We start from the raw sequence: 26,716 nt of genomic DNA, 5'->3' as shown, positions 1-26,716 counted from the left end.
GTCTGTTGGTCACCGACTTAAACGTTGGAGCTGTCACGGGTTCGCAACTTTCTGTGTGGACGAGTTGTCGGTGGACGATTCAGTGGTCGTTGATGATTCGGTGGTCGTTGATGATTCGGTGGCCGTTGATGATTCACCATCTGCCGGCAAAGTGAATTGCTGCGCGGCCCAGGGAGATCCGGTGCCGTCAAGCCATTCGATCTGATTGCTGCGAAGTCGCCGGATGAGGTGGTCGACCCAGTCGACCTGTGCGCGCAGAGTGGCGATGCGACATCCGAGGTCGAGATAGAACACCTCCGGTTTGCCGAGGGAGAGCATCGCGGAGCGCGCAGCGTAGAGTTCGCCAAGTTCCCCGCTCATCCGGCCAAGTCGCTCCTCGAGGAGTTCGACGACACGATCGCGCGGGAGACCATGCGCTTCGGACAGCGCCAGATAGAGCTCGGGGTATTCGACGGGATGGCGCGCCAGGATCAGCTCGAGGCTCTCGACGAGCACCGCGCGCCCGCGTTCGGTGATCGCATATATGGTCCGCTCCGGCCGATTGCCCTCTCTCTCGACGCCGTGGACCTCGATGAGCCCCCCTGGGCGAGACGGTCCACCGAGTGGTACATGGTCCCGGCCCGGAACTTGCAGAGACGGTCCTCGCGCCGTTCGACGGTGGTCTGGAACATCTCATAGGGGTGCATGGGCTTTTCCATCAGCAACCCCAGAACCAACACGGCCAACGGCCCCAATGGGGCCGAACACTTATCGGTCACAGTCGTGCAGCTCTTTTCCACGGGTGGTGCACGGCGGGTATCCCCGGGCCGTTATTCCGAATGGAATATACCCAGGCGAATAACTTGAGGCAACACTGGTGAGGCACCACATCTGCATCGGCCCCGCAACGGGCGTCCACGACAACCGGCGCCGCGGCCACGTGGCCACGGCGCCGATGTTGCTGATGAGACGTGATCAGCAGGCGCCACCGAAGGGATGGTCGATCACGTATTTCCAGGTACCGTCGGGCTGACGCCGCGCGAGCTCGTCGGTCACGCCGGCCAGCGCAACCAGGGTGCCGTCTTCGCCGACGCCACCGTCCATGGTGAACGCAATACTGCTCAGGACCAGGTCTTCGTGCTCGAGCCAGTGCCGAGGAGTGAATCGCAGTGTGCCACCGAGCCCGAGGAACCAGCTCAGCGATGCGCGGATGGCATCGTGCCCCCGGACCGGCCCCGCATCCGGCCCGGGCACGAGCACCGCATCGGGTTCGTACATGGTCATCAGCAGGTCGAGGTCGCCGGCGTTGAAGGCGTCTCGCCAGCGTTCGTTGAGGTCGAACGGGCGAGCTGCGACTGCGGTGGGATCGGAAATGGTCATGAAACTCTCTTTTCTGTGTTGTTACTTGGACGTCGGACGGGATGGTGGACAGATCGGTGATCAGGGGCGTCGCGTGCCGTACAGGCGTGCGGCACGGCGCGCGTAGACGCGCGGGGCGAGTCGGGGAACGATCATGCGCAGAGGGGCCGGCGCGGTGTGCAGCATCTGGGCGAGCACCTCGGGATCGCCCTCGTAGCAGAACATTCCGAAGACGAGGAGCAGTGCGCTCTTGGGGACGCCTGCCGCACCCGCCTCGCCAATGGCGCCCCATTCTCGGGGAGACAGGTGGGCTGCGGCCAACGGCAACAGGTATCGCTCCTCGGCCTCGAGATGTTCGCGAAGCAGTTGATCGAGGGCTTCGAGCGCTACGGTCAACTGTTCGGTCTCGGTGTCGTCCCGACTCGCCACCCACTCGGCCTTAGCCACGTCGACGCGGTCGAGTGCCCTGTCGATGCCGGCGTGCTGAGCTTCAGCGGCTGCCACGAACGCGCTCTCCGACGGCGCCAGGCGTGGGGCGAGCACCGGCCACAGCAGCGCATCCTCACCGGCGTGGTGGTGATGGAGCAGTGAACAGATCAACTCGAGATGCTCGACGGCTCCGCGCACGGCGCGCCGCGAACCGTGTTGTGCGCGGCGAATTGCGTTGGGAGCCAAGCGAAATTCCCGGAGTAATGCTGTGTGGACCACGATCATGTCGCGAATGTCGGCGCCCGCGGTGTCGGTGATGTCGGCCAGTGGCGGACCAGGTGTTGTGTTCATGCCGAGAACTCTCGTCCATGATCGATGCGCGGCCCATCCCAGAAATCTGGGGTATTTGCGCTCGCCGCGCCGAATTAGCATGGAAAGCATGAACACTGCCCGGTGGCGCAGTCTCGACGACCGGCTCGCCGACGGGCTGCGCCCAGATCTGGACCGCTCCGCACTCGCCGGCGTCGTCTACTCCGCACTCGGCGATTACGTGCCGTACGACTTCGCCTGTCTGGCAGCGTCGGACCCTGCATCGGGTGTCATCACCTGGACGTCGAAAACCCGCGATCTGGGCGTCGGAGACGAAGAGTTCACCGCCAGCGAATACGGCCCGCCCGACATCAACAAGTTCGAAGACCTCGCCCGCCGACGACCACCAGTGGGAGGGCTGCACATCGACACCGACGGCGACCTCGACCGATGCCGTCGACACCGGGAGTTCATGCGGCCACGCTTCGGATTCGGCGACGAGTTGCGTGCGGTCTTCACCAGTCGTGGGGCCAGTTGGGGCGCAATGGGAATCTATCGACGCCTCGGCGATGTGCCCTTCTCGGCCGGCGACGTCGAGGCGGTCGCCGGCATGATCGACACCGTCGCGCATGCGATCGCGCGAAGCCTGTTCAGGTTGCCGACCGGGCGCGGCACCGACGCGGTGTCCGGCGACGGGCCCGCGGTCTTGATCGTCGACGCATCGGACGCGCTCACGCACGTGACGGCTGCGGCGCGGTCGGCCATCGAGGATCTCGGCGGCTGGGATCACGGTCAGTTGCCCGCAAACCTGCTGGCCGTGGTGGCCCGCACGCGGACCACCGGCGAACACCTCACGACCCGCGTCTTGACGAACTCGGGACGGTGGATGAGCTTGCGGGCCGCACCGTTGGACAACACCGGCAGCGGCGTCGACGTTGTGGTCAGTCTCGAGGAGACAGCGCGCGCGTCCCTGAGCAGGCTCGCCCTCGCAGCACACGGACTGACCGCTCGTGAGGAAGAGGTCGCCCTGCTGGTCCTGCAGGGGGTGAACACGGAAGGTATTGCTGCGTCCCTGCACCTGTCGCCGCACACCGTCCAAGACCACCTGAAAGCTGTGTTCGCCAAGGTCGGCGTCCGTAGCAGGCGCGAGCTGACGGCGCAGTTCCTGTCGAGCTGACCAGGCACAACCCCAATGTCGTGCGCGATCACTACTGTGGATTCCATGAGCGCTGATCAGTCCACCGCAACGCGCGAGCCCGACGGGCAGGCGTCCTATGTCACCAGCGGACAGGAGTTCGTCCGCGACACCCAGTACATCGAAACGCGCATCACACGTGATGGTCGCGACGGCTATCCCGTCGAGCCGAACAGGTACCGGCTCGTCGCCGCCCGCGCATGCCCGTGGGCAAACCGCACCCTCATCGTGCGTCGGCTCCTCGGCCTCGAGGACGCCATCTCACTGGGCCTGTGCGGTCCCACCCACGACAAGAACTCGTGGACGTTCGACCTCGACCCGGGCGGAGTCGATCCGGTTCTCAAGATCCCCCGCCTCAAGGATGCCTACGAGAAGCGCTTTCCCGGCTACCCCAAGGGAATCACCGTTCCGGCGATCGTCGACGTGCCCAGCGGCGAGGTCGTCACCAACGACTTCAAGCAGATCACCGTCGATTTCGAGGTCGAGTGGGTCGACTACCACCGCGACGGTGCACCCGATCTCTACCCCGAGCACCTGCGCGACGAGGTCGAAACCGTCAGCAAGGGCGTGTACACCGAGGTCAACAACGGCGTCTACCGCTGCGGATTCGCCGGCAGCCAAGAGGCATACGACAAGGCATATGATCGGCTCTTCACCAAGCTCGACGAGTTGACCGAACGTCTGAGCTCGCAGCGCTACCTGGTCGGCGACACGATCACCGAGGCCGACGTGCGACTGTTCACCACATTGGCGCGATTCGATCCGGTGTATCACGGACACTTCAAGTGCAATCGCAGCAAGCTGTCGGAGATGCCGGTGCTGTGGGCGTACGCACGCGACCTCTTCCAGACACCGGGCTTCGGTGACACGGTCGATTTCACGCAGATCAAGCAGCACTATTACATCGTTCATCGCGACATCAACCCCACCGGGATCGTGCCGGACGGCCCCGATCTGCGGAACTGGCTGACCCCACACCACCGTGAAGAACTCGGGGGACGTCCCTTCGGCGACGGAACACCACCACCCCCACCGCAGCCGAACGAGGTCGTTCCCGAACAGGATTGGGTACCGCTGTCATGACCGAAACCAAACGGACCGAACAGAAGCCTCCCAAGAAGGCGGTCGAACTCACCGGCTCTGTGCTCGACAAGGCGCAGCGTCTGCAGGCCCCCGCGGTCACGAAATACGTGAACGCGCTACGTAAGGCGCATCCGGATGAGTCGCCCGAGCAGATCATCCGCCGCCTCGAGAAGCAGTATCTGCGCACCGTGATGGGTTCGGGCAGCGCCGTCGGTGCAACCGCGGCAGTCCCCGGTATCGGTACGATGACCGCGCTCGGTGCCATGACGGGTGAGACGGTCCTCTTTCTCGAGGCATCGGCTCTGCTCGCTCTCGTGATCGCCGAGGTGCACGGGATCGGCGTCGAACAGTCAGAACGACGAAAGACACTGGTGCTGGCAGTCGCGCTCGGCGAGGAGGGGGTCACGGCACTCGGCCGCCTCATCGGGACACGAGGTGGCGCGTTGCGCCGACTGGGGACCGCGGCCATTCCCGGGGGCGGCGTGGGCAAACTCAACACGGCGTTGATGAACAAGATCGTGAAGAAGTACGCGATCAAGCGCGCGCCCCTGATCTTCGGCAAGATGATGCCCGCAGGCATCGGCGCCGTCGTCGGCGGCGTCGGCAACCGAGCACTCGGACGTCGCGTCGTCCTCAACGCACGTGAAGCATTCGGCCCCGCACCGAGATCGTGGCACGGCGACGTCGTCGACGGTTCTGTGGTGACCGAACCCGGTCTGCCCGCCGGGGATCGGTGACCGGCTCCCTCACGGACAGCCGGGCCCCGACCCGAGATGCCCCACCCACCTCCGACAGCGCAACACCGACCGAACGAACCGGCTGGATTCGTCGACTCTCCGCAGAATGCTGGCGCCACCGCAGACTGGTGGTCATCACTCTCGCAGTAACACTCGTCGCCGTCGGCGTCGACCTCGTCGCGCCGCTGCTCGCCAAAGCGGCGATCGACCGCGCCACCGGAGCGGTGCACGACTCCGTGACGATCCCGATGATCGTGACGGCTCTGCTGATCCTTGCGGTCGTCCGCTATGCCTGCCAGTTCGGCAGACGGCTCACCGCCGGGCAGCTGTCGATCGGCGTGCAGAATTCGCTGCGACTACGTCTGATGCGAACTCTGCTGCACCTCGACGGCGCAGCGCAGTCTCGCATCAGTACGGGACAGGTCGTCTCACGGTCGATATCCGATCTTCAGATCGTGCAGGGCCTGTTGGCCGTGGTGCCGCTCTCGGCGGGTGCGGCGGTCCAGGTCGTGGTCGCGATCGGGATCATGGCCTACTTGTCCCCACTGCTGACCATCGTCGCTCTGAGCATCATCCCCATTGTCGGTGTAGTCGTGTTCACCACGCGCCGAAAGCTATTCGCTGCGACGTGGTCTGCTCAGCAGGCGGCGGCCAACGTCGCACAACACGTCGAGGAGACCGTGACGGGCGTACGCGTCGTCAAGGGCTTCGGTCAGGAATCACGCGCGGTCGACGAACTCGTCGGCCTGGCCGGCGACCTGTACTCGAAACGACTGCGCGCGGCGAAGATCAACGCGCGATTCGCGCCGACGATGGCAGCCATCCCCCAGTTGGGAATGGTCGCGGTGATCGCGCTCGGCGGGTGGCTCACATTGCACGGCACCATCACCGCGGGCACGTTCCTCGCCTTCGCCACCTACGTCGCCACGATGACCTCGCTCGCCCGGCTGCTCACCAATCTGGTCGTCAGTGCCCAATTGGCCCGCGCGGCCGTCGACCGCGTCTACGAGGTGATCGACGAACCGACCGATCCGGGCGACCGACAGACCGGCACGGTGCCGGACGGGCCGCTCGGGCTCCGGCTCGACGCCGTCGACTTCGCGTTCGGCGACAAGACCGTGGTGCACAACGTCGACCTCGACATCGCTCCGGGTGAGTGCGTTGCCATCGTGGGACCGCCCGGCTCCGGGAAGTCGACCCTCGCCGAATTGACGAGCCGCTATCTCGTGCCGACCTCCGGTTCGGTGTCTCTGACCGCAAGGGACGGCATCCACGACGTCGCCGACCTCTCCCCCGACAGCCTGCACACCGCGCTGGCGGTCGTCTTCGACGAACCGTTCCTCTACTCCGACACCATTGCCGCCAACATCGCCCTCGGCGCCGCACCGGGCGAGCGAACTTCCGCGGACGGTTCGCCCGACCCGCGACTCGTCGACGCCGCGGCGCGGGCCGACGCGCTCGAGTTCATCTCGGCTCTGCCGGACGGATTCGACACCGTCGTCGGTGAGCGCGGTCTGACACTGTCGGGAGGTCAACGGCAACGAGTCGCGCTCGCCCGCGCGCTCTACGCCGCTCCGCGAGTCCTCGTCCTCGACGACGCCACGTCCGCCGTCGACGCCGCCACCGAGTCGCGCATCCTGCGTGACCTTCGCGGAGCACACGCAGACAGCGATGCGGGCGCGGGGTCAGGCGGGGGTAGGAGCGGCAGACCCACGATGCTGGTCCTCGCGCACCGGCGCTCGACGTTGATGCTCGCCGACCGCGTTGCCGTACTCGACGGCGGAACCATCACCGACATCGGCACGGTCGCCGAACTCGACGCACGCAGTCCGCGCTTCCGCGAACTGATGACCGGGATCGTCGCGGAGACGGCAGGCACCACCACCTCCGGCCGCACCGCACCACCATCCCCGACCCCCGACACACCGACGGCGATCGACGACGGCCTCATGGCCCGGCTGTGGCCACCCGTCGAGTCCGAATCTGCAGACACGGCACCTGCAGACAGGGCGTCGACGTCAGCGGCGGCACACATCGCGCCCGCACCCGGTCGGCCCTCCGGCAGGGGCGGCGGCGTCGCGAGTGCTCTCGGCTCCATGCAGGCCACGCCGCAACTGACTCGGGCGGTCGACGCATTGCCACCCGCCGACGAGAATCCCCACGTCGACACCGCAGCGGTACGTCGGGAAGACCGCCAGTTCAGTTTGTGGGGAATCCTCTCGCCGGTTCGCCTGCTCCTCGCAACAGCCATCATCTGCATCTCGCTGGACACCCTGATCGGTCTCGCCTTCCCGTCCCTGGCGCGAGCTGTTCTCGACGCCGCAGACCGCGCGGACGAAACACGGCTCTGGGAGGTCGCGGCGTTCGGTGTCGCGCTCGTCGCCATCGGATGGATCGTCGGCGCGGTGATGACGTTGACCTCCACGCGCGCCGGTGAGCGTGTCCTGTTCGGACTGCGGGTGCGCAGCTACGCACACCTACAGCGACTCGGCCTCGACTACTACGAGCGCGAGCTGTCCGGCCGCATCATGACCCGCATGACCACTGACGTCGATGCACTGTCGACGTTCCTGCAGACGGGACTGACGTCGGCGATCGTCGCCGTCCTCACCCTCGTCGGCGTCACCGTCGCTCTGCTGCTCACCGACATCGAACTCGGCCTGATCATCCTTCCGGTGTTCCCCATCCTGATCGCCGCGACAGTCGCCTTCCGGCGGGTCGCCGCCGATGCGTACACACGGTCACGCGAACTGGTCAGCGTCGTCAACGCCGACTTCCAGGAGAACATCGCGGGCATCAAGACCACCCAGACCTATCGCAACAGCGCCGTGGCGATGGCGCGCTTCACCGACCGCACACTCGAGTGGGTGCGTGCGCGTATGCGCTCACAACGCGCGATCTCGGTGTACTTCCCGTTCATCACCCTCATGTCCGACATCGCCACCGCGGTGGCGATCGCGGTCGGTGCGCATCGCATCGCCGGCGGCACGATGCAGGCGGGCACGCTCGTCGCATTCATCCTCTACCTGACGCTGTTGTTCGGGCCGGTTCAGCAGCTCTCACAGGTCTTCGACGGATACCAGCAGGCCGTCGTCGGCCTCCGCCGCATCGCCGACCTCCTGCGCACTCGCAGTTCACTCGAGTCACGCTCCGACCGAGTGCCCGTTCCCGCGAACGGTTTTCGCGGCGATGTCGATCTCGCCGACGTCGGGTTCCGCTACGCGGGTGCCTCTGCCGACGCGTTGAGCGACGTGGAACTGACCATTCCGGCGGGATCGTCACTCGCCCTCGTCGGGCGCACGGGCGCAGGTAAGTCAACGGTGGTGAAATTGCTTGCCCGCTTCTACGACCCCACCTCGGGTGAGGTACGGATGGACAGGACCGACATCCGCGATTTCGGACTGCTCGACTACCGTCACCGCATCGGGCTGGTACCACAGGAAGCCCACCTGTTCACCGGCAGCATCGCGGACAACATCGCCTACGGGAGGCCCGACGCCGACCGGACAGAGATCGCTGCCGCGGCGCTCGCCGTGGGTGCCACGGACGTCATCTCAGGGCTCGATGGCGGTATGCGCCACCAGGTGGGCGAACGCGGGGGTGGCCTGTCGTCGGGCCAGCGGCAACTGATCGCACTGGCCCGCGCCGAGCTCGTCGAGCCCGACCTCCTACTACTCGACGAGGCGACGGCGACACTCGACCAGGCGACGGAGGCGCTGGTGCTCGCCGCGGGCGAGACGGTCACACGCAGTCGTACCTCTGTGATCGTCGCGCACCGCCTGGCAACTGCTGCCCGAGCCGATCGCATCGCGGTCGTCGACGACGGCCGCATCGTCGAGTTGGGAACACACGACGAGCTGTTGTCGTTAGGCGGTAGGTACCGCGCGTTCTGGGATGCAGGTGTCGATCCGGACGCCGACGGTATCGAGCCTGCTTGAGGCGATGTTCGTGTCTGCCGCCACGAGTCGGCAACGCCGGCTGCGGATGGGGGCCGCGCCGCAATCGCGTCGTCGCGGCCGGTAGATGGCGCGCAACGTCGCGCGCGTAGCATGGGCAGGTGGTGCGCCGTAGTCTTCACGAGGGGCTAGCGACGCGAGCGAGCGACCCGACACCAGAGGGAATTGAGGCGAGATACCGCTGTGAGCAGTTCGATATCAGATTTCGGACAAAACACGTGGCTGGTCGACGAAATGTACCAGCAATTCAAAAAGGACCCGAACTCGGTAGACCCGAGTTGGCACGACCTGTTGAAGGACTACCGGCCCGGCGAGGACGGCGCGTCCTCGCCGTCCAATGGATCGAGTGGCAACGGTAGCACCGGCAAGGCCCGAAGCGGTCAGCCGACGAAGAGCACGACAGCGACGAAGAGCGCACCGACGACCAAGAGTGCGACAGCCTCGTCGAGCGCCTCATCCGCCACGAGCGCTTCCTCCACCAAGGACTCGTCGGCGTCGAACGGGACGTCGTCCAACGGCAACAAGCCCGCCGCACGTCAGGTGACGCTCGACCAGGAGCCGACGCCGCGCCCGGCAGGCAACAACTCCCCCGCCCGCGAATCCACTGCGACCAAGGCCGCCTCGGGTCACAGCGTTGCCAGCCGAGATGGTTCGTCGCGCTCGCAGAAGGCACCGGCGACCGCGAAGGCCGCGCCGAAGGGCGGCGACGAGCCCGCAGGCGAGGACACCCAGAAAGTTCTCCGCGGCGCATCGGCCGCGGTCGCGAAGAACATGGCCGCATCGCTCGAGATCCCGACGGCCACCTCGGTTCGCGCAATTCCCGCCAAGTTGATGATCGACAACCGGATCGTCGTCAACAACCACCTGTCACGTACGCGTGGCGGCAAGATCAGCTTCACCCACATCCTCGGCTACGCCATCGTCCAGGCGATCAAGTCGTTCCCCAACATGAACCGGCACTTCGCCGAGATCGACGGCAAGCCGAACGTCGTCACACCGGCGCACACCAACCTCGGTCTGGCCATCGACCTCGTCGGCAAGGACGGCAACCGCTCCCTGGTTGTCGCTGCCATCAAGAACTGCGAGACAATGGGTTTCGCCGAGTTCTACACCGCCTACCAGGACATCGTGCGTCGCGCACGTGACGGCAAGCTCACCGCCGACGACTTCGCGGGTGTCACCATCTCGCTGACGAACCCGGGCACCATCGGCACAGTGCACTCGGTGCCGCGTCTGATGAAGAACCAGGGCGCCATCATCGGTGCGGGTGCCATGGAGTATCCGGCGGAGTTCCAGGGCGCGAGCGACGAGCAGATCGCCGAACTCGGTGTCGGCAAGCTGATGACGCTCACCTCCACCTACGATCACCGGATCATCCAGGGCGCCGAGTCGGGCGACTTCCTGCGCAGAATCCACGAACTACTGCTCGACGACGCGTTCTACGACGAGCTGTTCACCGCGTTCCACATTCCCTACGAGCCGATCCGTTGGCGTCGTGACATCCCCGCGGGTGTCGTCGACAAGAACGCGCGGGTACTCGAGCTGATCGCGGCCTACCGCAACCGCGGGCACCTCATGGCCGACACCGATCCGCTCATGATGGACAGCTACGCCCGCACATCGCATCCGGATCTCGACATCCTCACCTACGGCCTGACTCTGTGGGATCTCGACCGTAGCTTCAAGGTCGGCGGCTTCCACGGCCAGGACACGATGAAGTTGCGCGACGTGCTGTCGATCCTGCGCGACGCGTACTGCCGACACGTGGGAGTCGAGTACACGCACATCCTCGAACCCGAGCAGCAGCGCTGGGTTCAGGAGCGCGTCGAGATCAAACACGTCAAGCCGCCGGTCGCCGAGCAGAAGTACATCCTCTCCAAGCTCAATGCCGCCGAGGCCTTCGAGACCTTCCTCCAGACGAAATACGTTGGGCAGAAGCGCTTCTCACTCGAGGGTGCGGAGTCGGTCATCCCGATGATGGACGCCGTCATCGACCAGAGCGCCGAGTATTCGCTCGACGAGGTCGTCATCGGCATGCCACACCGCGGCCGCCTCAACGTGCTCGCGAACATCGTCGGCAAGCCCTACTCGAAGATCTTCACCGAGTTCGAGGGCAACCTGAATCCGTCGCAGGCGCACGGGTCGGGTGACGTGAAGTACCACCTCGGCGCCGAGGGCAAGTACTACCAGATGTTCGGCGAGAACGAGATCAACGTCTCGCTCACCGCGAACCCCAGCCACCTCGAAGCGGTCGACCCGGTTCTGGAGGGGCTCGTCCGCGCCAAGCAGGACCAGCTACCCGAAGAGCGTGAGTTCTCGATCATGCCGCTCATGCTGCACGGCGACGCCGCGTTCGCCGGCCAGGGTGTCGTGGCCGAGACCCTCAATCTCGCGATGCTGCCCGGCTACCGCACCGGCGGCACCGTGCACATCGTGGTCAACAACCAGGTCGGGTTCACCACAGCTCCCGAGCACTCGCGTTCGAGCGAGTACTGCACCGACGTCGCGAAGATGATCGGTGCCCCGATCTTCCACGTCAACGGCGACGACCCCGAGGCGTGCGTCTGGGTGGCCAAGCTGGCGGTCGACTACCGCGAGGCCTTCCACAAGGACGTCGTCATCGACCTCGTCTGCTTCCGCCGTCGCGGACACAACGAGGGCGACGATCCGTCGATGACCCAGCCGGCGATGTACGACGTGATCGACACCAAGCGTGGCGTCCGCAAGTCCTACACCGAGGCTCTGATCGGTCGTGGTGACATCTCCACCAAGGAGGCCGAAGACGCGCTGCGCGATTACCAGGGGCAGCTCGAACGGGTCTTCAACGAGGTCAAGGAACTCGAGAAGTTCACCCCGGAGCCGAGCGAATCGGTGGAAGCCGATCAGCCGCTGCCGCAAAAGCTCGTGACCGCCGTCGACAAGTCGGTGCTCGAGCGCATCGGCGACGCGTTCTACGACACTCCGGATGGTTTCACTCCGCACCCACGCGTGAAGCCGGTACTCAAGCGCCGCCACGAGATGAGCCGCGACGGACACATCGACTGGGCATTCGCCGAGTTGTTGGCCTTCGGTTCGCTGGTGCTCGAGGGACGCACCGTTCGCCTGTCGGGCCAGGACTCACGCCGCGGTACGTTCAGCCAGCGCCACTCGGTACTCATCGACCGCGAGAACGGCTCCGAGTACACACCCCTCAATCACCTCGCACCACTCGATGGTGACGCGGACTCGGAAGGCCGCTTCATGGCCTACGATTCGCCGCTGTCGGAGTTCGCGGTGGTCGGTTACGAGTACGGCTACTCGGTGGGCAACCCGGACGCACTCGTGCTGTGGGAGGCGCAGTTCGGTGACTTCGTCAACGGCGCGCAGTCGGTGATCGACGAGTTCATCAGCTCCGGCGAGGCCAAGTGGGGCCAGCGCTCGGATGTCGTGTTGTTGCTTCCGCACGGCCACGAGGGCCAGGGCCCCGACCACACGTCGGGACGCATCGAGCGCTTCCTGCAGCTGTGTGCGGAGGGTTCGATGACCGTTGCGCAGCCGTCGACACCCGCGAGCTACTTCCACCTGCTGCGTCGCCACGTTCTCGACGGCATCAGCCGACCGCTGATCGTCTTCACGCCGAAGTCGATGCTGCGGAACAAGGCTGCGGTCAGCCCGGTCGAGGACTTCACCGACGACAAGTTCCGCTCGGTGATCGACGACCCGAAGTTCCGCAAGCAAGACGGCGACCGCAGCAAGGTCAAGCGCGTTCTGCTCGTCAGCGGCAAGATCTACTACGAGCTCGCCGCCCGCCGGGACAAGGAGGGTCGCGACGACATCGCCGTGGTCCGCGTCGAGCAGCTCTACCCTGTACCGCATCGTCGCCTGCAGGAGACGCTGGAGCAGTACCCGAACGCCGACGACTTCGTCTGGGTTCAGGATGAGCCCGCCAACCAGGGTCCGTGGCCGTTCCTCGGTCTCTGGCTGCCCGAGATGCTGCCCGACCTGCTCAAGGGCCTGCGTCGCATCTCGCGTCGACCGATGTCGGCACCGAGTTCCGGCTCGTCGAAGGTGCACGCCGTCGAGCAACAGGAGATCCTCGACGAGGCTTTCGCCTGACGGACTGGTCACACTGACGGTAGAAGGGCCGTACCCGCGCGGGTACGGCCCTTCTACTGTCTCTGGAAGTCCTTGTCGGAGAGCAGCCTGTCTGCGGACAGCGTCCCTCAGGCTGGGGCCAGGCTACGGCTGAGGTGGGCTTCGCAGATCTGTGCCGCAGCGTCGACAGCTTCGCGTGGGTCGGTCATCCGCGACGCCAGCTCACGCGCGGTCTCGCGGGTGGAACGGCTCGTGAGCACCGCGACTCCCGTGGCACAGTCGTCACCGGTCAGCGAGGCCAACCTCCGTCCGACGCCGACACCGAGTGCAGTGACGCGAGCAGCCCAGAACGGCTGCTCAGCCGTCACCGCACACACCATCGTCGGCAGTCCCGCACGCAATGTCGCGCCCGTGGTCCCCGCTCCACCGTGATGGATGGCCGCGCGGCACCGCGGTAAGACGGCAGCGTGGTCGAGCGCTCCCACAACGAACACGTCGGGATCCGAACGACCCACACCGTCGTAGTCGGTTGCCGAGAGTAGACATCGCTGCCCGGTACCCCGCACGGCGCGAACGATCATGTCGAGTGTGGCAACGGGTTCGGCGATCGACATGCTGCCGACCGTGACGAATACAGGTGGCGTCCCGGCGTCCAACCACTCGGCGAGATCGGTACCTTCCCCACTGGTTTCGCTGATTCCCACCCTGGATCGGCGCGGCAGATCCATGAAGCCCACGATCGGTTTGGTTGCGCCCCACTCGGATTCCAGCCGCGGCTCGATCTCCCGGTCGTAGGCCTGGATTGCGACGATCCCCGCCTGTTGCATCCGCTCGGGAAGCGGCCCCCGCGCGCGCGGGAGCCCGAGCCTGCGTCGAAATCGGTTCTCGTTCCACCCGGTTGCCAGCCAGGTGAGGCGGTCGGTCACACGCCACGACCGTCTCTTCCACTCTGCCGACCAGGAGTCGGTGAGACCCGGTATCGCACCGAACACGCTGTTGTGCGACATCGGCGCGAATCGCAGAACCACCAACGACGTGCCGAGATGCTCGGAGAGTGCAAGACACCGGTCCTGGCAGAGCGGCGCGGCGACGATGAGGTCGACGTCGGACAGGCGCGCGCCGGGGTCGACGAACTCGGCCGCCAGCGAGTCGTCGAACGCTGTGAACCCTCGACGAACCGTTGCCAGTGCGAAGCGTGCGCGCGCCAGTCCGTGCGAACCGCGCACCGCCTCCGCCTCGGGTGACGACCACGCCGTGTGGGTGTCGAGACCGATCTCGATCGTGTGCAGGCCGACCTCGATGGCGAGGCCTGCCAGATTCGGCGGGAGCGCAACGCTGACACGATGGCCACGTGCCTCGAGTTCGAGAGCGAGCGCGAGACCCGGTTGGATGTCGCCCCGGCTGCCGTACAGGACGACGGCGACGTGTGCGCTCACCAGAACCAGTGCTCCAGGTTCCACGCTGTGAGCTCGTCGTCGATCATGGCGCGCACCGTGTCGGAGTCCCCGAAGTGATCAGGATGGATACCGAAGAACGTCAACGTGATTCGTGAACCGTACGCTGCAGCCCATGCGGCGACCGCGGGACCACGCGTCCGTCGATCCTGGATCGGAAGTCCTGATGCCAAAGCGCGCACAGCAAATCGCGTGGCCGTCGAGTTACCGATCCGCAAGACCGCGTCGGGCACCCTCCCGAGGTTGGACACCGTGGTGTCGGGTCCTGGGACCGATCGCATCATGGAGGCGATAGCGCGAGACGGTAGCAGTCGCACCAGTGGCTGCAGATTGTCTGCCACCTGGTCGTGTCGTTTGGCGGCATACTCGCCGAATGCGTTCTTGCTCAGTGTACGAATATCCTCGAGACCCTCGCCCGGACCAACTGGTCCCGCCAATCGAATCCATACGCCACCAGAGGCATTGGCGCGTTGATCGGTGTCACCGTCGCGCGTACTCACGGCGATGCACACGCGCAGCTCGTCGTCGACCGGCAGCCCCGAACGGTCGACGATGCCCGCCAGCAGTGCGGTGAACAGGCTGTTGGATGTGCCGCCGTGCGCGCGTGCGCATTCCGCCCAGGCGTCACTGTCGACGTCGACGATCGCGAGCGTGGTGTCGGGGCCAGAACCATCAGCCGGCTCGGCGAGTGATCGACTGCCCAATCGCGACGGCCGCGTCCGAGCAGTGGTCGCGGGCACTTCCCCGTCGGCGGCGGCCGACGCCGCTCGCCTGTCCCGGTACTGCTGCCATCCCGCCCTCGCCAGCACACGCACCGACCTGCCGGCCGCGCGGACCTGCGAGGCAGCGTCGACGAGATCCTCGCCGAGGACGCGACGACCGTGCACTCCGGCGGGATCCGGAAGCAGAGCAGCCGTTTTCGACAGTGCCGCTTCCAAAGCGGAGAAGAGCCCGTGCCCGTCGGTGACCATGTGCGAGACGACCAGCGATACGACCCGATGTCCGGCTGTCGTCGTCGCCGAGTCCAGCCGCCATCCGCGTCCCGAGATCGGTTCGACTCCCGAGTCCCGGACGCGCCGGTCGACCCACGACGCGATCGCGTCGTCGTCGATCGTGTCGTCGTCGTGCCCAGCCGCAGGCATGAGCGAACGCACCCATCGGTGCCGCGCGGCCGGGACACGCGTCCGGGATACCATGCGGTGCAGGGACCCGCGGGCGAGGCCGTCGCGCAACTCCTCGATTGCCCCGGGCCCGGGATCGTCCTCGAACACCCACAGGTACTGAATCGGCGAACCGATCCCGAAGAGATCCTGCGCGAGCAGATAGGCCTCGTCCGGTCCGGTCACGCGAAGTGGCGGAGTATTTGACTCGATGGAACGCTCCCCGGGTGTCGACGCCCGGCGCTCGGTCGTCGTCTCGGTTGTGGCGGTCATAGGGCTCCTCACCAGATGTCGGAAGTCGTCAGACCCCACGCGGCCAACTCCTCGGCGAGTAGCGCGCGAAGGGAGTGTTCGTCGGCGAACACCGACTCGTCGAACGCGAGGACGCTGAAGGTCACGTGTTCGGATGTCCGCAGTGACCACGATTGGACGCCGTCACCGAAACGGTGATCGCCTGCAGGGTCGACACCCTGTGCTGTCCCGCGAAATGCGAGGCGGCGAGCACGATGTCCACCGACTCGCAGCACTGCGTCGTCGACGTCGCCGAGATTGGACACGACCGCATCCGGCATCCCCGAACCCGCGCTTGCTGCCGACACCAGCAACCGTGTCGGGAGAAGCCACACGAGCGGATGGAGGTGCGCGGTAGGTGCGCGAGTGCCATTCGCCAACCGGGTGTAGGCCTCTTTGCATGCGCGTCGAATGCGCGAGAGATCCTCTCCCGGAGCCGGATCGTCGGTGAGCAGGACCGAGACGCCTGCGGTCGCGTTGGCACGGTCGTCGTCGGTGCCATTCCGCCTGTCAACCGGGACACCGACTTTCAGCGGTACGCCCATCGGCGCGTAACCTCCCGATCTGAGCAGGCCGGTGACGACGGCGATGAACAACGCATTCGGAGTGCCGCCGTGGCGGGCGGCCACCGCGTCCCATTCGCTTGCCGACACCGTCACCGTCGCCCACCGCGGCTCGGCCGACCGTGCGCGGCTCGCCGGGGTCGAGCGTTGCGGGCGCGGATCGCCCACCGGATCGGAGGTTCCTCGACGATGACGCAGGGCGCGGGCGACTCCGACCGTCGATGCCCGCACCTGCCTCACCACATCGAGCCCGTCAGCGACGAGCGTCGGAGGTTGCGCTGCGGACCGTTCGGCCACCGTCTCGCCTCCGTCGGAGGCCAGCGCCCGGCGGGCTGCTGTGATCAGGCCGCGACCGTCGGTCACCAGGTGGAGCGCGCACAGCGACAGCAAGGTGTCGCCCGACTCGGTCACCGCTGCGCGAACCTGCCAGCACCGACCGCCCTGCGCATCCAGCTGCACCTCGGCGAGCACATACGTAGCCCAGCGGTGGGTATCGGACGACGCAACGCGCGCGGAGTCGAGCACGGGCGCGAGGACACCGTCAGCGCTCACCCAACTCGGACGCGCACCCGGTACGCGCGGCGCAACGACCCTGCGGTGTAGGACGCCACGCGAGAGACTGTCGGCAAACGCGGAGACGACAGCGGGATCGAGAGGTCCGGGAATCTCCCACACCAGTTGGAGCACAACCGACCACCCGAGGCCTCGGTCCAACAACCAGTAGGTGGAATCCTCGTCGGCGAGGCGCGACACGGCCTCGGCCTTTCCTCGGCTCGCTTGCCGCGTAGGACGCATGCGAGCGCCGACCGGTTGCCGCGCGGTTGTCTTGTGCTGTGTAGTCGTCATGTCGTGGACCTCCGGTGTGACCGCACTGCAGGACTGCGCGGAATGCGTAGGATCGGAGTCGTCAACAGTTCGACGAGCGCCGACGAACGGAGAACTGCGGAGTGCGTATTGTGTTGGCAGTCAATGGAAGTCGAGGCGACGCGCAACCTGCTGTCGCGCTCGCGACAGAACTGCACACCCGAGGCCACGACGTCACCCTCGCGGCGCCACCGGACCTCGTCGAGTTCGGGCGTGGGGCGGGTATCGCTACCGAACCCTACGGCGGCCAGACGCGCGAACTCCTCGACTCCGACCTCGTCCGGTCCGATCTCAAGTCGCGCAATCCGCTGCGCCGTCTGCGTGCCATCTCCGAGATCAGCGTGCGTGGGGGCCGGGAGATGCAGCAGCAGCTGCTCGACCTGACCGAACGCGCCGATGCCGTCGTCGCCACGAGTGCCGGGCAGGAACGAGCTCACAACGTGGCGCAGGTTCGTGCGATCCCGCACATTCCGCTCCACTACTGTCCGATCCGCCCCAACCGCAGCACCTCGCTGCTTGCCCAGTTCGGTATCGACGGCCCCGGGGCGCTCAACCTGTGGAGCTGGCGCCTCGTCGAGCACACCCTGTGGTTCGCGACGCGTCGTGCCGAGAACACGTTGCGTGCCGACATCGGTCTTCCGCCCGCGCGCACGGCCTATGCATCGCAGATAGAGACGACGGGCGTTCCCGAGATCCAAGCGTATGATCCGGTGCTGTTCGATGGCCTTGCGGCCGAATGGAATCGACGCCGCCCACTGGTCGGGTTCTTCGATCTCGCCCCACGCCAGCGCGCAGGTGTCGGCGACACGGGGCTCGATGATGATCTGCGCGGCTGGCTCGACGCGGGGGACCCGCCGGTCTACGTGGGTTTCGGGAGCATGATGCCCCGCGATCCCGACCGCCTGGCGACCGCCTTCCGCGAGGCGGCGGCCCAACACCGTGTGCGTCTTCTTGTTTCGGGCGGCTGGAGTGGATTCATGTCGAGTGCAGATGTAACCGCGACCGACGACATCCGCGTGGTCGGCCATATCGATCACCGCAGCATCCTTCCGCTCTGCCGCGCAGCCGTACACCATGGCGGCGCCGGGTCGCTGGCAGCGGGATTGCGGGCCGGCCTTCCGACCCTCGTCACCTGGTTCGGCGCAGACCAACCGATCTGGGGCCGCGCGATCACGACGTCGGGCCTGGGCGCCACCCTTCCTGTCGCCCGGGTGACGACAGAGAACCTCCTGGCAGCCTTCGGCACACTGCTGTCTCCGGAGGTCGCGGAGCGAGCTGCCGACGTGGCACGTAGCATGATCGATCCGACAGAGGCGGTCACGGCCGCGGCCGACATAGTCACACACGTCGTCACCGGCTCACGGAAGTAGTCGATCGTGCCGTTGACGCAGCATGTTTCGTACCCCGAAACCGCCCGTCTCGGGATCGTAGGAACGCAACACCAACAGTCGCGCGCCGTGGAGCGCCGTCAACGCCGGTAGGTAGACAGCCGCTGCGCCGAGCGCGAGTCCATACCGTCGGTGAAGCGCAAATGTTCGCGGCAGGAAACTCATGTATGTCACGAACGACGACATACCGGTTTCCATCCGTCGCGGCGAGACTCCCACCGTCAACGCAGGCAGGAAGGCGTTGCGTCCACCCGCGTCCTGGACGCACAGTCCGAGATCGACGTCCTCGAAGATGTCCCGACGCATGCTCACACGATCGCGGATACGAGACCACACTTCGCGTCGCACAACCATGTTCGAGCCATAGAGCACGGGAATCTCCGACGGTGCGCGAACCTCCCGATCCCGATTGAGCGGATGGAGCCTGATCTTCCACTTGTCGAAACGGCCGTCGAACGGCACCCCATACGCCTCGCCGCGACCACACAACGCCGACCATGCCTGCGCGCCGTCAGCCATGAAGAAATCGACGATGGTCTCCGCCCAGTCGGGACCGACTCGCGTATCCGCATCGATGCGTGCCACCAGATCACCCGTGGCAGAGTTCATTCCGGCATTGCGCGCGAACACAAGTCCCTGCTGCGGCTCAGTGATGAGCCGAATTTGTGAAAACTTCTGCGCCAGAGCCCTGATGATGTCCGGCCCGCGATCGGTGCTGTTGTTGTCCACCACGATGATCTCGTGAATGTGGGCGATCTGAGCACATAGTCGGTCCAGACACTCACCGATCGTCGACTCCTCGTCGTAGACGGGAACGACAACCGACAGGGTGATTGTGTGCGTCTTCCCGAGTCGATTCGAGTCGCTCGCAGCGAGCGGTGCCAGTGTCATGTCATGTTCTCCGCATGTAGGTACGCAACGTGATCGGGACGAAGATGGTCAGTACAGCGGCTGCGCCGGCGAGGGTGTAAGCGATCTGCAGACCGGCGGCCTGCCCGTCTGCCAGCGCTCTCGCAGCAGACACCAGATGCGAGACCGGGTTGACCGAAGCGATGGCTTGCATCCAACCGGGCATGGTGGCGATGGGGACCAGGGCGTTGGACACGAATGTCATCGGCATCAGCACCAACATCGACACACCCTGAACGGTCGACGCCTTGTCCAACAACACACCGAGCAGAGCGAAAACCCAACTGAGCGTGAAGGCGACGAGCACGACGAGTACGCACGCGAGCACCAGACCGCCGAAGCTGTGGGGGCGGTACCCCATGAGCATTCCGACCGCGACGGTGATCACCGTCGCCACGACATAACGCACACCGTTGGCCACGAGCGCTCCAGCGAGCGGTGCGATGCGGGCGATCGGCAAGGACTTGAATCGGTCGAAGACGCCTTTGTCGAGGTCCTCGCGCAACTGCACACCGGTGACCACGGATGCGGCAACCGACACCTGCACCAGAACACCGGGAATCAAGAGCGGCAGATAGGCTTTGACGCTACCGGCGATAGCGCCGCCGAAGATCGTGGAGAACATGATCGTGAACACGATCGGAAGCACGATCACGTCGAACAACTGCTGCGGGTTGTGCTTGATCTTCAGCAGCCCCCGACGTGCCATCGTCGCCGACTGTCCGATCGCCGCGCGGACGGGGACTCTGTTCGGAGACGGCGGACGCCGACCCACCTTGTCGTCCGCCGATACGGAATCCACAGAGGATGTCACGCCGCACCCCGCTGCGTGTCGGAAGGCCCGGTGTCGGGCCGCGCGCTGACGTCGCCATCGGTCAGCGCGAAGAAGACCTCGTCGAGGCTGGGTCGACCGACAGTCACCGCATCGAGTTCTATTCCGCCTGCGCGCAATTCGTAATGCAGCTCTGGCAGGACGTCGGTTCCGGCGTTCGGCACGACCACTCGTGGTTCAGCCCCCTCGAGCACGACGTCGCCGCAGGCGAACGGGGCGCAGATTGCCATTGCCGAGGTGGCACAGGTGGGGTCGCTCAGCGTGAGTGTCACCGATGTGTCCCCGACTCTGGCTTTCAGTTCGGCCGCGGTGCCGTCGGCAACAACACGGCCTCGATCCATCACAGCGATATGATCTGCGAGCTCATCTGCTTCGTCGAGATACTGTGTTGTCAACAGCACGGTCGACCCTGCAGACACCAATCGCCGCACCGTCTCCCACATCTGTTTTCTGGTGCGCGGATCGAGTCCCGTCGTCGGTTCGTCGAGGAAGAGCAGTCGCGGACGGGTGATCATCGACGCAGCGAGGTCGAGTCGCCTACGCATGCCGCCGGAGAAGTGCCGAACCGCGCGATCAGCCGCGGCGGCCAGGCCGAACTCGTCGAGTAGGTCTGCCGCTCGGGCGCGCGCAGCACGTCCGGAAGATCCGACGAGCCGACCGAAGATCACGAGATTCTCACGCGCCGTGAGGTCTTCGTCGACGGATGCATACTGCCCGGTCACACCGATGAGGCCACGCACCGCGGTCGCCTCGTCTTCGACGTCGTACCCGAATACACGCGCGCGACCGCTGTCACGACGCATCAGTGTCGCCAACATGCGGACGGTCGTCGTCTTCCCCGCTCCGTTCGTGCCGAGGAGCGCATACACAGTTCCTTGCGGTACATACAGATCGACGTCGTCGACCGCGGTCGACCGTCCGAACTTCTTGGTCAGCCCCTCGGTCTCGATCGCTGGCAGTGGCGACAAGGAATCAACTCCTCGGTGTCCGGCAGGCGGTCGAGGCACCGGATGCCAACACGACAATTCCTGCAAGGAGAACGAAACAGACGAATGCACAACGTCTTTCGGGTTCTTCAGAAACAAGACGGCGCCATTGCCGACATCAATTCACGCGTGACGACGACTTCGTCACCGACGCCGGAGAACGGACCAGCGGCACCACACATGCGACGTGTGGTCCCGACGGCGGCATCGCCGACTCCCATCACGGATCGGCCGACCTCGCAACCGTTCCAGCCGCTCACGATCACGGTCCACGCTAGGCGAGGTAGCAGCGGGACCGCAACCGCTGACTCCTGTGTCGACGCACACATTCATCTGTGTGCATCTGTGGCGCAACGTATTTCGATTCGTCTGAATATTTCCGGAACACAGGCTGACCGTCGTACAGTGATCGACGTCACCGCGGCGCGGCGATGCGCGTCCCCCATTTCGGGGTCTATCGTCTAGATGACGGACGACGCAATTGTCTGAGTTCTGGCTCTGTTTCGGCCACCCGGAAGTCGTATCGAATCCGCGAGTTGTTCACTCTCGACACGCTCGTGGCACTCAGGGCTGCGTCGTCCGGCTCAGCGCAACGATGCGCACCGACGCTCTTCACCCCCGGTCCCCCAAGGGTTCTCGTGCTGCTCCGCGATATCGCGACAAACACGTGAAAGGCGCATTCGAAGTAATGAAGTTCACCGAGATCTCGGATTATCCGCTCGACGGCGGAATCGCAACCGAGTGGATCCCGACGGCGGTGGTTTCACCGTCTCAGTGGCAGGTCGACACGCGACCGCTGTCGTACGAGCACGAGGCCATACTGCGCCAGCCTGGCTCCCCCGCGCGTCCATCCTGGCTCGGCGCGGTGTTCACCATCGCACACCGGTACGACCCAGAGGTGTTCGATGTCGCGATACGCGCATGGCTGTGTCGGCATGAGGCCTTCCATACGATCGGCGACCGCACAGCATACGGCGAACCGGCTGCCGGGGGCGTCATACGCCGCACCTACCGAGAGGCCCGACTAGGGCTACGCAGGCACGTGGTGGGGCACGTGCCTGACGGCACCGAACTCGCACGTCGACTGACGAACATGTTCGACGCGTCGCTCTCAGCCCACTCCTGGCCTCACGTCCGCGTCGTCAGCATCTCGCCTCTCTCCTCCGTGGACTCCGACGACCAGTTCACGGTTGTGTTCGCCGCGGACCATCTGGTGATGGACGCGTATTCGATCATGTTGTCGATCAACGAGATACAGCAGTTCTATCGTGGAATGCTGCTCGACGAAGAGGTCGAGGTGAATCCCGTCGGTAGTCACATCGAGTTCAGCAGCATCGACCGGGAGACCGGTGGCGCTGTCACTCCCGATCATCCGACAGTCGCGGCATGGGACGGGTTCTCGGACCTGCCGCCGCTCCTGCCGCACGATCGGTTGCCGACGGAGATCGGTCGTCCACACCAGACGAACGACGGTGGGCGCCAGATCGGGTACTCCGAGTACATCGCGGACGGCGACCAAGCCCGCGCACTGAACACACACGCACGCGCGGTGGGGGTGAGCACGCAGGCCGCGGTGTTCGCTGCGATCGCGCTTGCGTGTCAGGGTGTGACCGGCGACCACCACACCCGATTGGTCATGCCGTGGCACACCCGTCACGAGAGCAGATTCCTCACCTCGGTCGGCTGGTACGTCGGACTGGCGCCGTTGCACATCGAACTCGGTTCGGCAGCCACGTTCGTAGACGCATGCTCGGCCGCAGCCTCGGGACTCGGCGTCGCGAGAGTCCACTCCCGTGTGCCCTACCGACGAGTGACCGAACTGCTGGGCGCGTGCTCGGCACCTGCATTCGTCGTGTCCTACCTCGACTTGCGTCGTGTGCCAGGGGCATCGGAGTGGCCGGCTCGCCGAGCCCAGGCGCTACGCAGCGAGGCCTACTCCGACCGAGAGGTCTACCTGTGGATCGGACGCGTCGACGATGGCCTCACCCTGTCTGCGCGGTATCCGGCCACCGACTCGGCAGGTCTCGTCGGTGAGTTCATCGATCTCGTCGGTGAGACGTTGCGGGTCGCCGCAGCCGAGGGCTTCGAGATGTCGCTCGACCAGTACATCGCGCGCGACCGCGTTCCGATCGAAACCACCAGAACAGCCTGACGTCAGGAGACGACGACCGTGCGGATGATCCAGATGGACACATGGCGACCCGAGGCCGGTACGGCGCTGCGGTGGCAACCGACCGCGGAGTCGGCGGCGGCAGCGGCGTCGACTCTCGCCCACGACGGCCCGATCACCTTCCTCACCGAGAACCACGTGCGGGGCTCGATGGCGGCAGCAGCAGACGGCATGCGGCACCGCGCGTTCATCGGGACAGCCACCGACGTCGACGGCGACCTCGATGCGGATGCGATGACCTGGGCGCTGACCGTCTTCGTCCGGCGCCACGGTGCACTCAGGATGTGGTTCGGGAAGAGCGGAGAGGCCATCGATACCCATGTTGTCGACGCCGCAGCGGTCGAGTTCGAGATCGCCGACGACGGGCACCTCGTCCCCGGACCACCGACGACCGCCTATCTGCTCCGACGCTTCGAACAAGAGACTCCGAGCACGTCGTTCCCGGGTTTCGCCTTCGGCGCCATCATGCGACGCGGGAGCTTCTCGATCTACCTCGCCTGCGATCACGGTCTCACCGACGGCGTCTCGCAGGCGTTGGCACTCGACGAACTCCTCGGCATCTACGGCGGCTTGTGCGCCGTTCCGCCCGACGAACGACGCGACGCGGCGCAAGCGACTGACGCAGGCGCAGACTATTTCGACTACGCAGAACTCGAGTCGGCAGCCACAGCGGTGCATGCCGGCGGTTCGACGCAGACCGGAACATGGGTCGACATCTTCTCCCGACACGGGTTTCGGATGCCGCGATTCTCTCTCGATCTCGGACTCGCCCCGGGCGAAACCGCTCCGGTTCGTCCCTTTCGGCTCCACGTGCTCGACGGTTCCGAGATCGAGGCCTTCACGAAGGTGTGCCTCGATGCCGGCGGCAAGATGATCGACGGAATCTACGCAGCAGTGGCCGCCACCGACCACGAACTCGCAGGCGTGGAACGGTATTTCGGCATGACGGTCCTCAACACCCGCGCCGCCTCACCCGAGTTCGCAACTGCGCAGGGCTGGTTCTGTGCGTTCGCGCCGGTCGAATTCCCGGTCTCCGGAACATCATCGGTGCGGGAACTCATCGTTGCGGCACGGGCCGGACGAACCCGAGCGCGCGACCTCGGGGCAGTCCCCACCGCCGCGGCACTCGCCGCGCTCGTGGCCGCCGGGCTGACGGCCAACGAGGTGATGACAGCACCGAACCTGCTGTCCTACATCGACTTCCGATGGTTCCCCGGCAACCGTACGCCGACCTACGAACGAGCCGTGATGTTCACCGGGGAGGGACGGACCGCCAATGCGTCGATGTGGATCAACTGCGACAACGACGAACTGTACATCGGCAGCCAGACTCCGGACACCCCATTGGCTCAGGCACGGGTTCACCGCTATTTCACCCGTCTGCGTGACATCATCCGGTCGGTAGCACTAGAGGGCGACCACGTCATCGACGGCGATCACGTTCAGACGGCTGCCACAGCAGCGGTGTCGGGGAGTCGCTGACATGCAGGTGACAACGATCGACCACTATCTACCTGCCGCAGGTGAACTCATCGAATGGGAAGTGGATCCGACCTCGGCTCGATCCGTCTCGTCACCGATACCCCCGTCCTTCAACCAGGCGATCCACCTCGGCAGCGCAGAGACCTCGCACACCTGGCTCGCGGGAACCTTCGAACTTCCGGGACGGATCGATCGTGATGCGCTGGGGCTGGCATTCCACGACCTCATCGCGCGGCACGGCACCTTGCATTCCTCCTTTGTGCGCGGGACCGCCGGCATCGAACGTCACTGCCTCGACCCCTCCGCTCTTCGAGTGGTTCCCAGGTCGGTGTCTCGGCCGGGTAGCCCAGCGGAGATGCGCGACGCCCTGTGGGAACGACTGGATATCGGCTGCCAGCCATTCGGGTTTCCCGCGTACCTGCTCGGCGCCATCGATCGCGATGACCGTTCGACGGTCGTATGTGGCTTCGATCATGCACATGTGGACGCCTACTCCATCTCGATCGTGATCGACGATCTCCATCGCCTCTACACCGCGCACCGTGACCGGTACGGAGCACCGCTGACCGATCTGCCGATGTGCGGCAACTTCATCGACTACTGCCACGACGAACAGTCGGCCACGGCGGTGTCGATATCGGACTACCGTATGCGCGACTGGCTGCGCTTCTTCGACGCTGTCGACGGCGAGTTGCCCGGTTTCCCGCTCGATCTCGGGGTTCGCCTGGGAGAGCGAGCGCCACAGCGGACCGCTATCGAACCCTTGCTCGACGACTCGTCGGCGACGCTGTTTCAGCAGTTCTGCCGGCGCAATGGCACCACGCTCTTCGGAGGTGTGCTCTCGGCGATGGCCGACGCCGTGCGCAGACTCGGCGGCGGGCCCGAACTCGCGACAATCTTCCCGATGCACACCCGACGTGAGGACAGGTGGCTCAACGCGGTCGGCTGGTTCACCACGAATGCACCGGTGCGCGTGGTGAGCACCGGCGACCTGTCCGCGACGGCGCGTCGCACGGGGCCGGCACTGCGGCGCGCCATCCACCTCGGCGAGATACCCGTCCCGCAGGTCATCGCCAACGTCGGCGGCTTTCGACAGGCCCGCTCCGACATCTTCATGGTCTCCTACATCGACTATCGAACACTGCCGGGTGCGCGCTTGCACGAATCCATTGCCGCACATCACATCTCCAATGTCTCGACCGCCGACGACGCCCAATTCTGGATCTCGCGCACCGACCGCGGGCTAGCGCTGCGCACCCGCTACCCCGACACCGACCGCGCGCGTCGGACGATGCGGGCATTCATCGACGACGTTCGTGGCTCACTGTCGGATGCGGCGAGGAGTCAGCAACTGTCAACGGTGGTCAGCTCGCCACGAGCGGACGTGGGTCGAAAGTCACGCGAATCCGCGTGATCAGTCCGTTCTCGACGCGACTCCAGTTGGCCAGCTCGAGAGCGAGCTGGGCATCGCTATCCTCCAACGCACCACCCGTCGG

17 protein-coding genes and 1 pseudogene are annotated in these 26,716 nt (G+C 65.6%); 9 read left to right on the top strand and 9 right to left on the bottom strand.

What is annotated here, in order from left to right; all coding sequences use genetic code 11:
• Nucleotides 1–33 precede the first annotated feature (33 nt).
• The 3 genes and pseudogenes from GOOTI_RS09395 to GOOTI_RS09385 all read right to left on the bottom strand — a co-directional run bounded on the left by GOOTI_RS09395 (nucleotide 34) and on the right by GOOTI_RS09385 (nucleotide 2,118).
• A pseudogene (locus GOOTI_RS09395) lies at nucleotides 34–698 on the bottom strand (PadR family transcriptional regulator).
• A gap of 256 nt (nucleotides 699–954) precedes the next feature.
• Complete coding sequence (locus tag GOOTI_RS09390; protein WP_007238346.1) at nucleotides 955–1,359, bottom strand: YybH family protein; 405 nt, start codon at nucleotides 1,357–1,359, stop codon at nucleotides 955–957.
• 60 nt (nucleotides 1,360–1,419) lie between these two features.
• Nucleotides 1,420–2,118 carry a hemerythrin domain-containing protein gene (locus GOOTI_RS09385; RefSeq protein ID WP_007238345.1) on the bottom strand — a complete coding sequence of 233 codons (699 nt, stop codon included), beginning with the start codon at nucleotides 2,116–2,118 and terminating at the stop codon, nucleotides 1,420–1,422.
• 88 nt (nucleotides 2,119–2,206) lie between these two features.
• Between GOOTI_RS09385 and GOOTI_RS09380 the strand changes: the two genes are divergently transcribed.
• The 5 genes from GOOTI_RS09380 to GOOTI_RS09360 all read left to right on the top strand — a co-directional run bounded on the left by GOOTI_RS09380 (nucleotide 2,207) and on the right by GOOTI_RS09360 (nucleotide 13,142).
• Nucleotides 2,207–3,253, top strand: a complete 1,047-nt coding sequence (locus GOOTI_RS09380) for a helix-turn-helix transcriptional regulator (RefSeq protein ID WP_007238344.1) — start codon at nucleotides 2,207–2,209, stop codon at nucleotides 3,251–3,253.
• A gap of 45 nt (nucleotides 3,254–3,298) precedes the next feature.
• On the top strand, nucleotides 3,299–4,354 hold the full coding sequence (locus GOOTI_RS09375; protein WP_007238343.1) for a glutathione S-transferase family protein: 1,056 nt from the start codon (nucleotides 3,299–3,301) through the stop codon (nucleotides 4,352–4,354).
• Nucleotides 4,351–5,091: a hypothetical protein gene (locus GOOTI_RS09370; RefSeq protein ID WP_007238342.1), complete on the top strand. Its 741-nt coding sequence runs from the start codon at nucleotides 4,351–4,353 to the stop codon at nucleotides 5,089–5,091. The genes GOOTI_RS09375 and GOOTI_RS09370 overlap by 4 nt, the downstream gene beginning before the upstream one ends.
• Nucleotides 5,088–9,029 (top strand): ABC transporter ATP-binding protein, encoded by a 3,942-nt coding sequence (locus tag GOOTI_RS09365; RefSeq protein ID WP_007238341.1) that lies wholly within the window; start codon nucleotides 5,088–5,090, stop codon nucleotides 9,027–9,029. The genes GOOTI_RS09370 and GOOTI_RS09365 overlap by 4 nt, the downstream gene beginning before the upstream one ends.
• Before the next feature lie 252 nt (nucleotides 9,030–9,281).
• Nucleotides 9,282–13,142 carry a multifunctional oxoglutarate decarboxylase/oxoglutarate dehydrogenase thiamine pyrophosphate-binding subunit/dihydrolipoyllysine-residue succinyltransferase subunit gene (locus GOOTI_RS09360; RefSeq protein ID WP_007238340.1) on the top strand — a complete coding sequence of 1,287 codons (3,861 nt, stop codon included), beginning with the start codon at nucleotides 9,282–9,284 and terminating at the stop codon, nucleotides 13,140–13,142.
• A gap of 107 nt (nucleotides 13,143–13,249) precedes the next feature.
• Here GOOTI_RS09360 and GOOTI_RS09355 read toward each other — a convergent pair whose 3' ends face one another.
• Genes GOOTI_RS09355 through GOOTI_RS09345 form a run of 3 tightly spaced genes read right to left on the bottom strand, consistent with a single transcriptional unit; the run spans nucleotide 13,250 to nucleotide 17,435 of the window.
• Nucleotides 13,250–14,581: a glycosyltransferase gene (locus tag GOOTI_RS09355; protein WP_233425464.1), complete on the bottom strand. Its 1,332-nt coding sequence runs from the start codon at nucleotides 14,579–14,581 to the stop codon at nucleotides 13,250–13,252.
• A complete protein-coding gene (locus GOOTI_RS09350) occupies nucleotides 14,554–16,008 on the bottom strand; it encodes a hypothetical protein (protein ID WP_007238338.1) in 1,455 nt (484 codons plus the stop codon). Before GOOTI_RS09350 ends, GOOTI_RS09355 begins: the two co-directional genes overlap by 28 nt.
• Before the next feature lie 8 nt (nucleotides 16,009–16,016).
• Complete coding sequence (locus tag GOOTI_RS09345) at nucleotides 16,017–17,435, bottom strand: amino acid adenylation domain-containing protein (protein WP_138985238.1); 1,419 nt, start codon at nucleotides 17,433–17,435, stop codon at nucleotides 16,017–16,019.
• Nucleotides 17,436–17,545: 110 nt separating this feature from the next.
• Between GOOTI_RS09345 and GOOTI_RS09340 the strand changes: the two genes are divergently transcribed.
• A complete protein-coding gene (locus tag GOOTI_RS09340; protein ID WP_233425465.1) occupies nucleotides 17,546–18,823 on the top strand; it encodes a glycosyltransferase in 1,278 nt (425 codons plus the stop codon).
• Here the strand turns inward: GOOTI_RS09340 and GOOTI_RS09335 are convergent.
• The 3 genes from GOOTI_RS09335 to GOOTI_RS09325 are packed head-to-tail and all read right to left on the bottom strand — an operon-like array spanning nucleotide 18,812 to nucleotide 21,550.
• On the bottom strand, nucleotides 18,812–19,732 hold the full coding sequence (locus GOOTI_RS09335) for a glycosyltransferase family 2 protein (RefSeq protein ID WP_007238335.1): 921 nt from the start codon (nucleotides 19,730–19,732) through the stop codon (nucleotides 18,812–18,814). The genes GOOTI_RS09340 and GOOTI_RS09335 overlap by 12 nt on opposite strands.
• Nucleotide 19,733: 1 nt before the next feature.
• Nucleotides 19,734–20,564 (bottom strand): ABC transporter permease, encoded by an 831-nt coding sequence (locus GOOTI_RS09330; RefSeq protein ID WP_039993832.1) that lies wholly within the window; start codon nucleotides 20,562–20,564, stop codon nucleotides 19,734–19,736.
• Nucleotides 20,561–21,550 (bottom strand): daunorubicin resistance protein DrrA family ABC transporter ATP-binding protein, encoded by a 990-nt coding sequence (locus tag GOOTI_RS09325; protein ID WP_007238333.1) that lies wholly within the window; start codon nucleotides 21,548–21,550, stop codon nucleotides 20,561–20,563. Before GOOTI_RS09325 ends, GOOTI_RS09330 begins: the two co-directional genes overlap by 4 nt.
• Nucleotides 21,551–22,256: 706 nt before the next feature.
• On the opposite strand from GOOTI_RS09325, the gene GOOTI_RS09315 reads away from it, so the two are divergent.
• Genes GOOTI_RS09315 through GOOTI_RS09305 form a run of 3 tightly spaced genes read left to right on the top strand, consistent with a single transcriptional unit; the run spans nucleotide 22,257 to nucleotide 26,634 of the window.
• Nucleotides 22,257–23,720: a condensation domain-containing protein gene (locus GOOTI_RS09315; RefSeq protein ID WP_007238332.1), complete on the top strand. Its 1,464-nt coding sequence runs from the start codon at nucleotides 22,257–22,259 to the stop codon at nucleotides 23,718–23,720.
• Between the two features lie 33 nt (nucleotides 23,721–23,753).
• On the top strand, nucleotides 23,754–25,220 hold the full coding sequence (locus tag GOOTI_RS09310; RefSeq protein WP_233425463.1) for a peptide synthase: 1,467 nt from the start codon (nucleotides 23,754–23,756) through the stop codon (nucleotides 25,218–25,220).
• 1 nt (nucleotide 25,221) lies between these two features.
• Entirely contained in the window at nucleotides 25,222–26,634 is a 1,413-nt protein-coding gene (locus GOOTI_RS09305) for a condensation domain-containing protein (protein WP_007238330.1), read from the top strand.
• Nucleotides 26,635–26,716: the final 82 nt, after the last annotated feature.

The organism is Gordonia otitidis NBRC 100426, from assembly GCF_000248075.1.
GTDB lineage: Bacteria > Actinomycetota > Actinomycetes > Mycobacteriales > Mycobacteriaceae > Gordonia > Gordonia otitidis.
The sequence above is the reverse complement of the archived record's forward strand: the minus strand, read 5'-3'. Positions and strand labels throughout refer to the sequence as shown.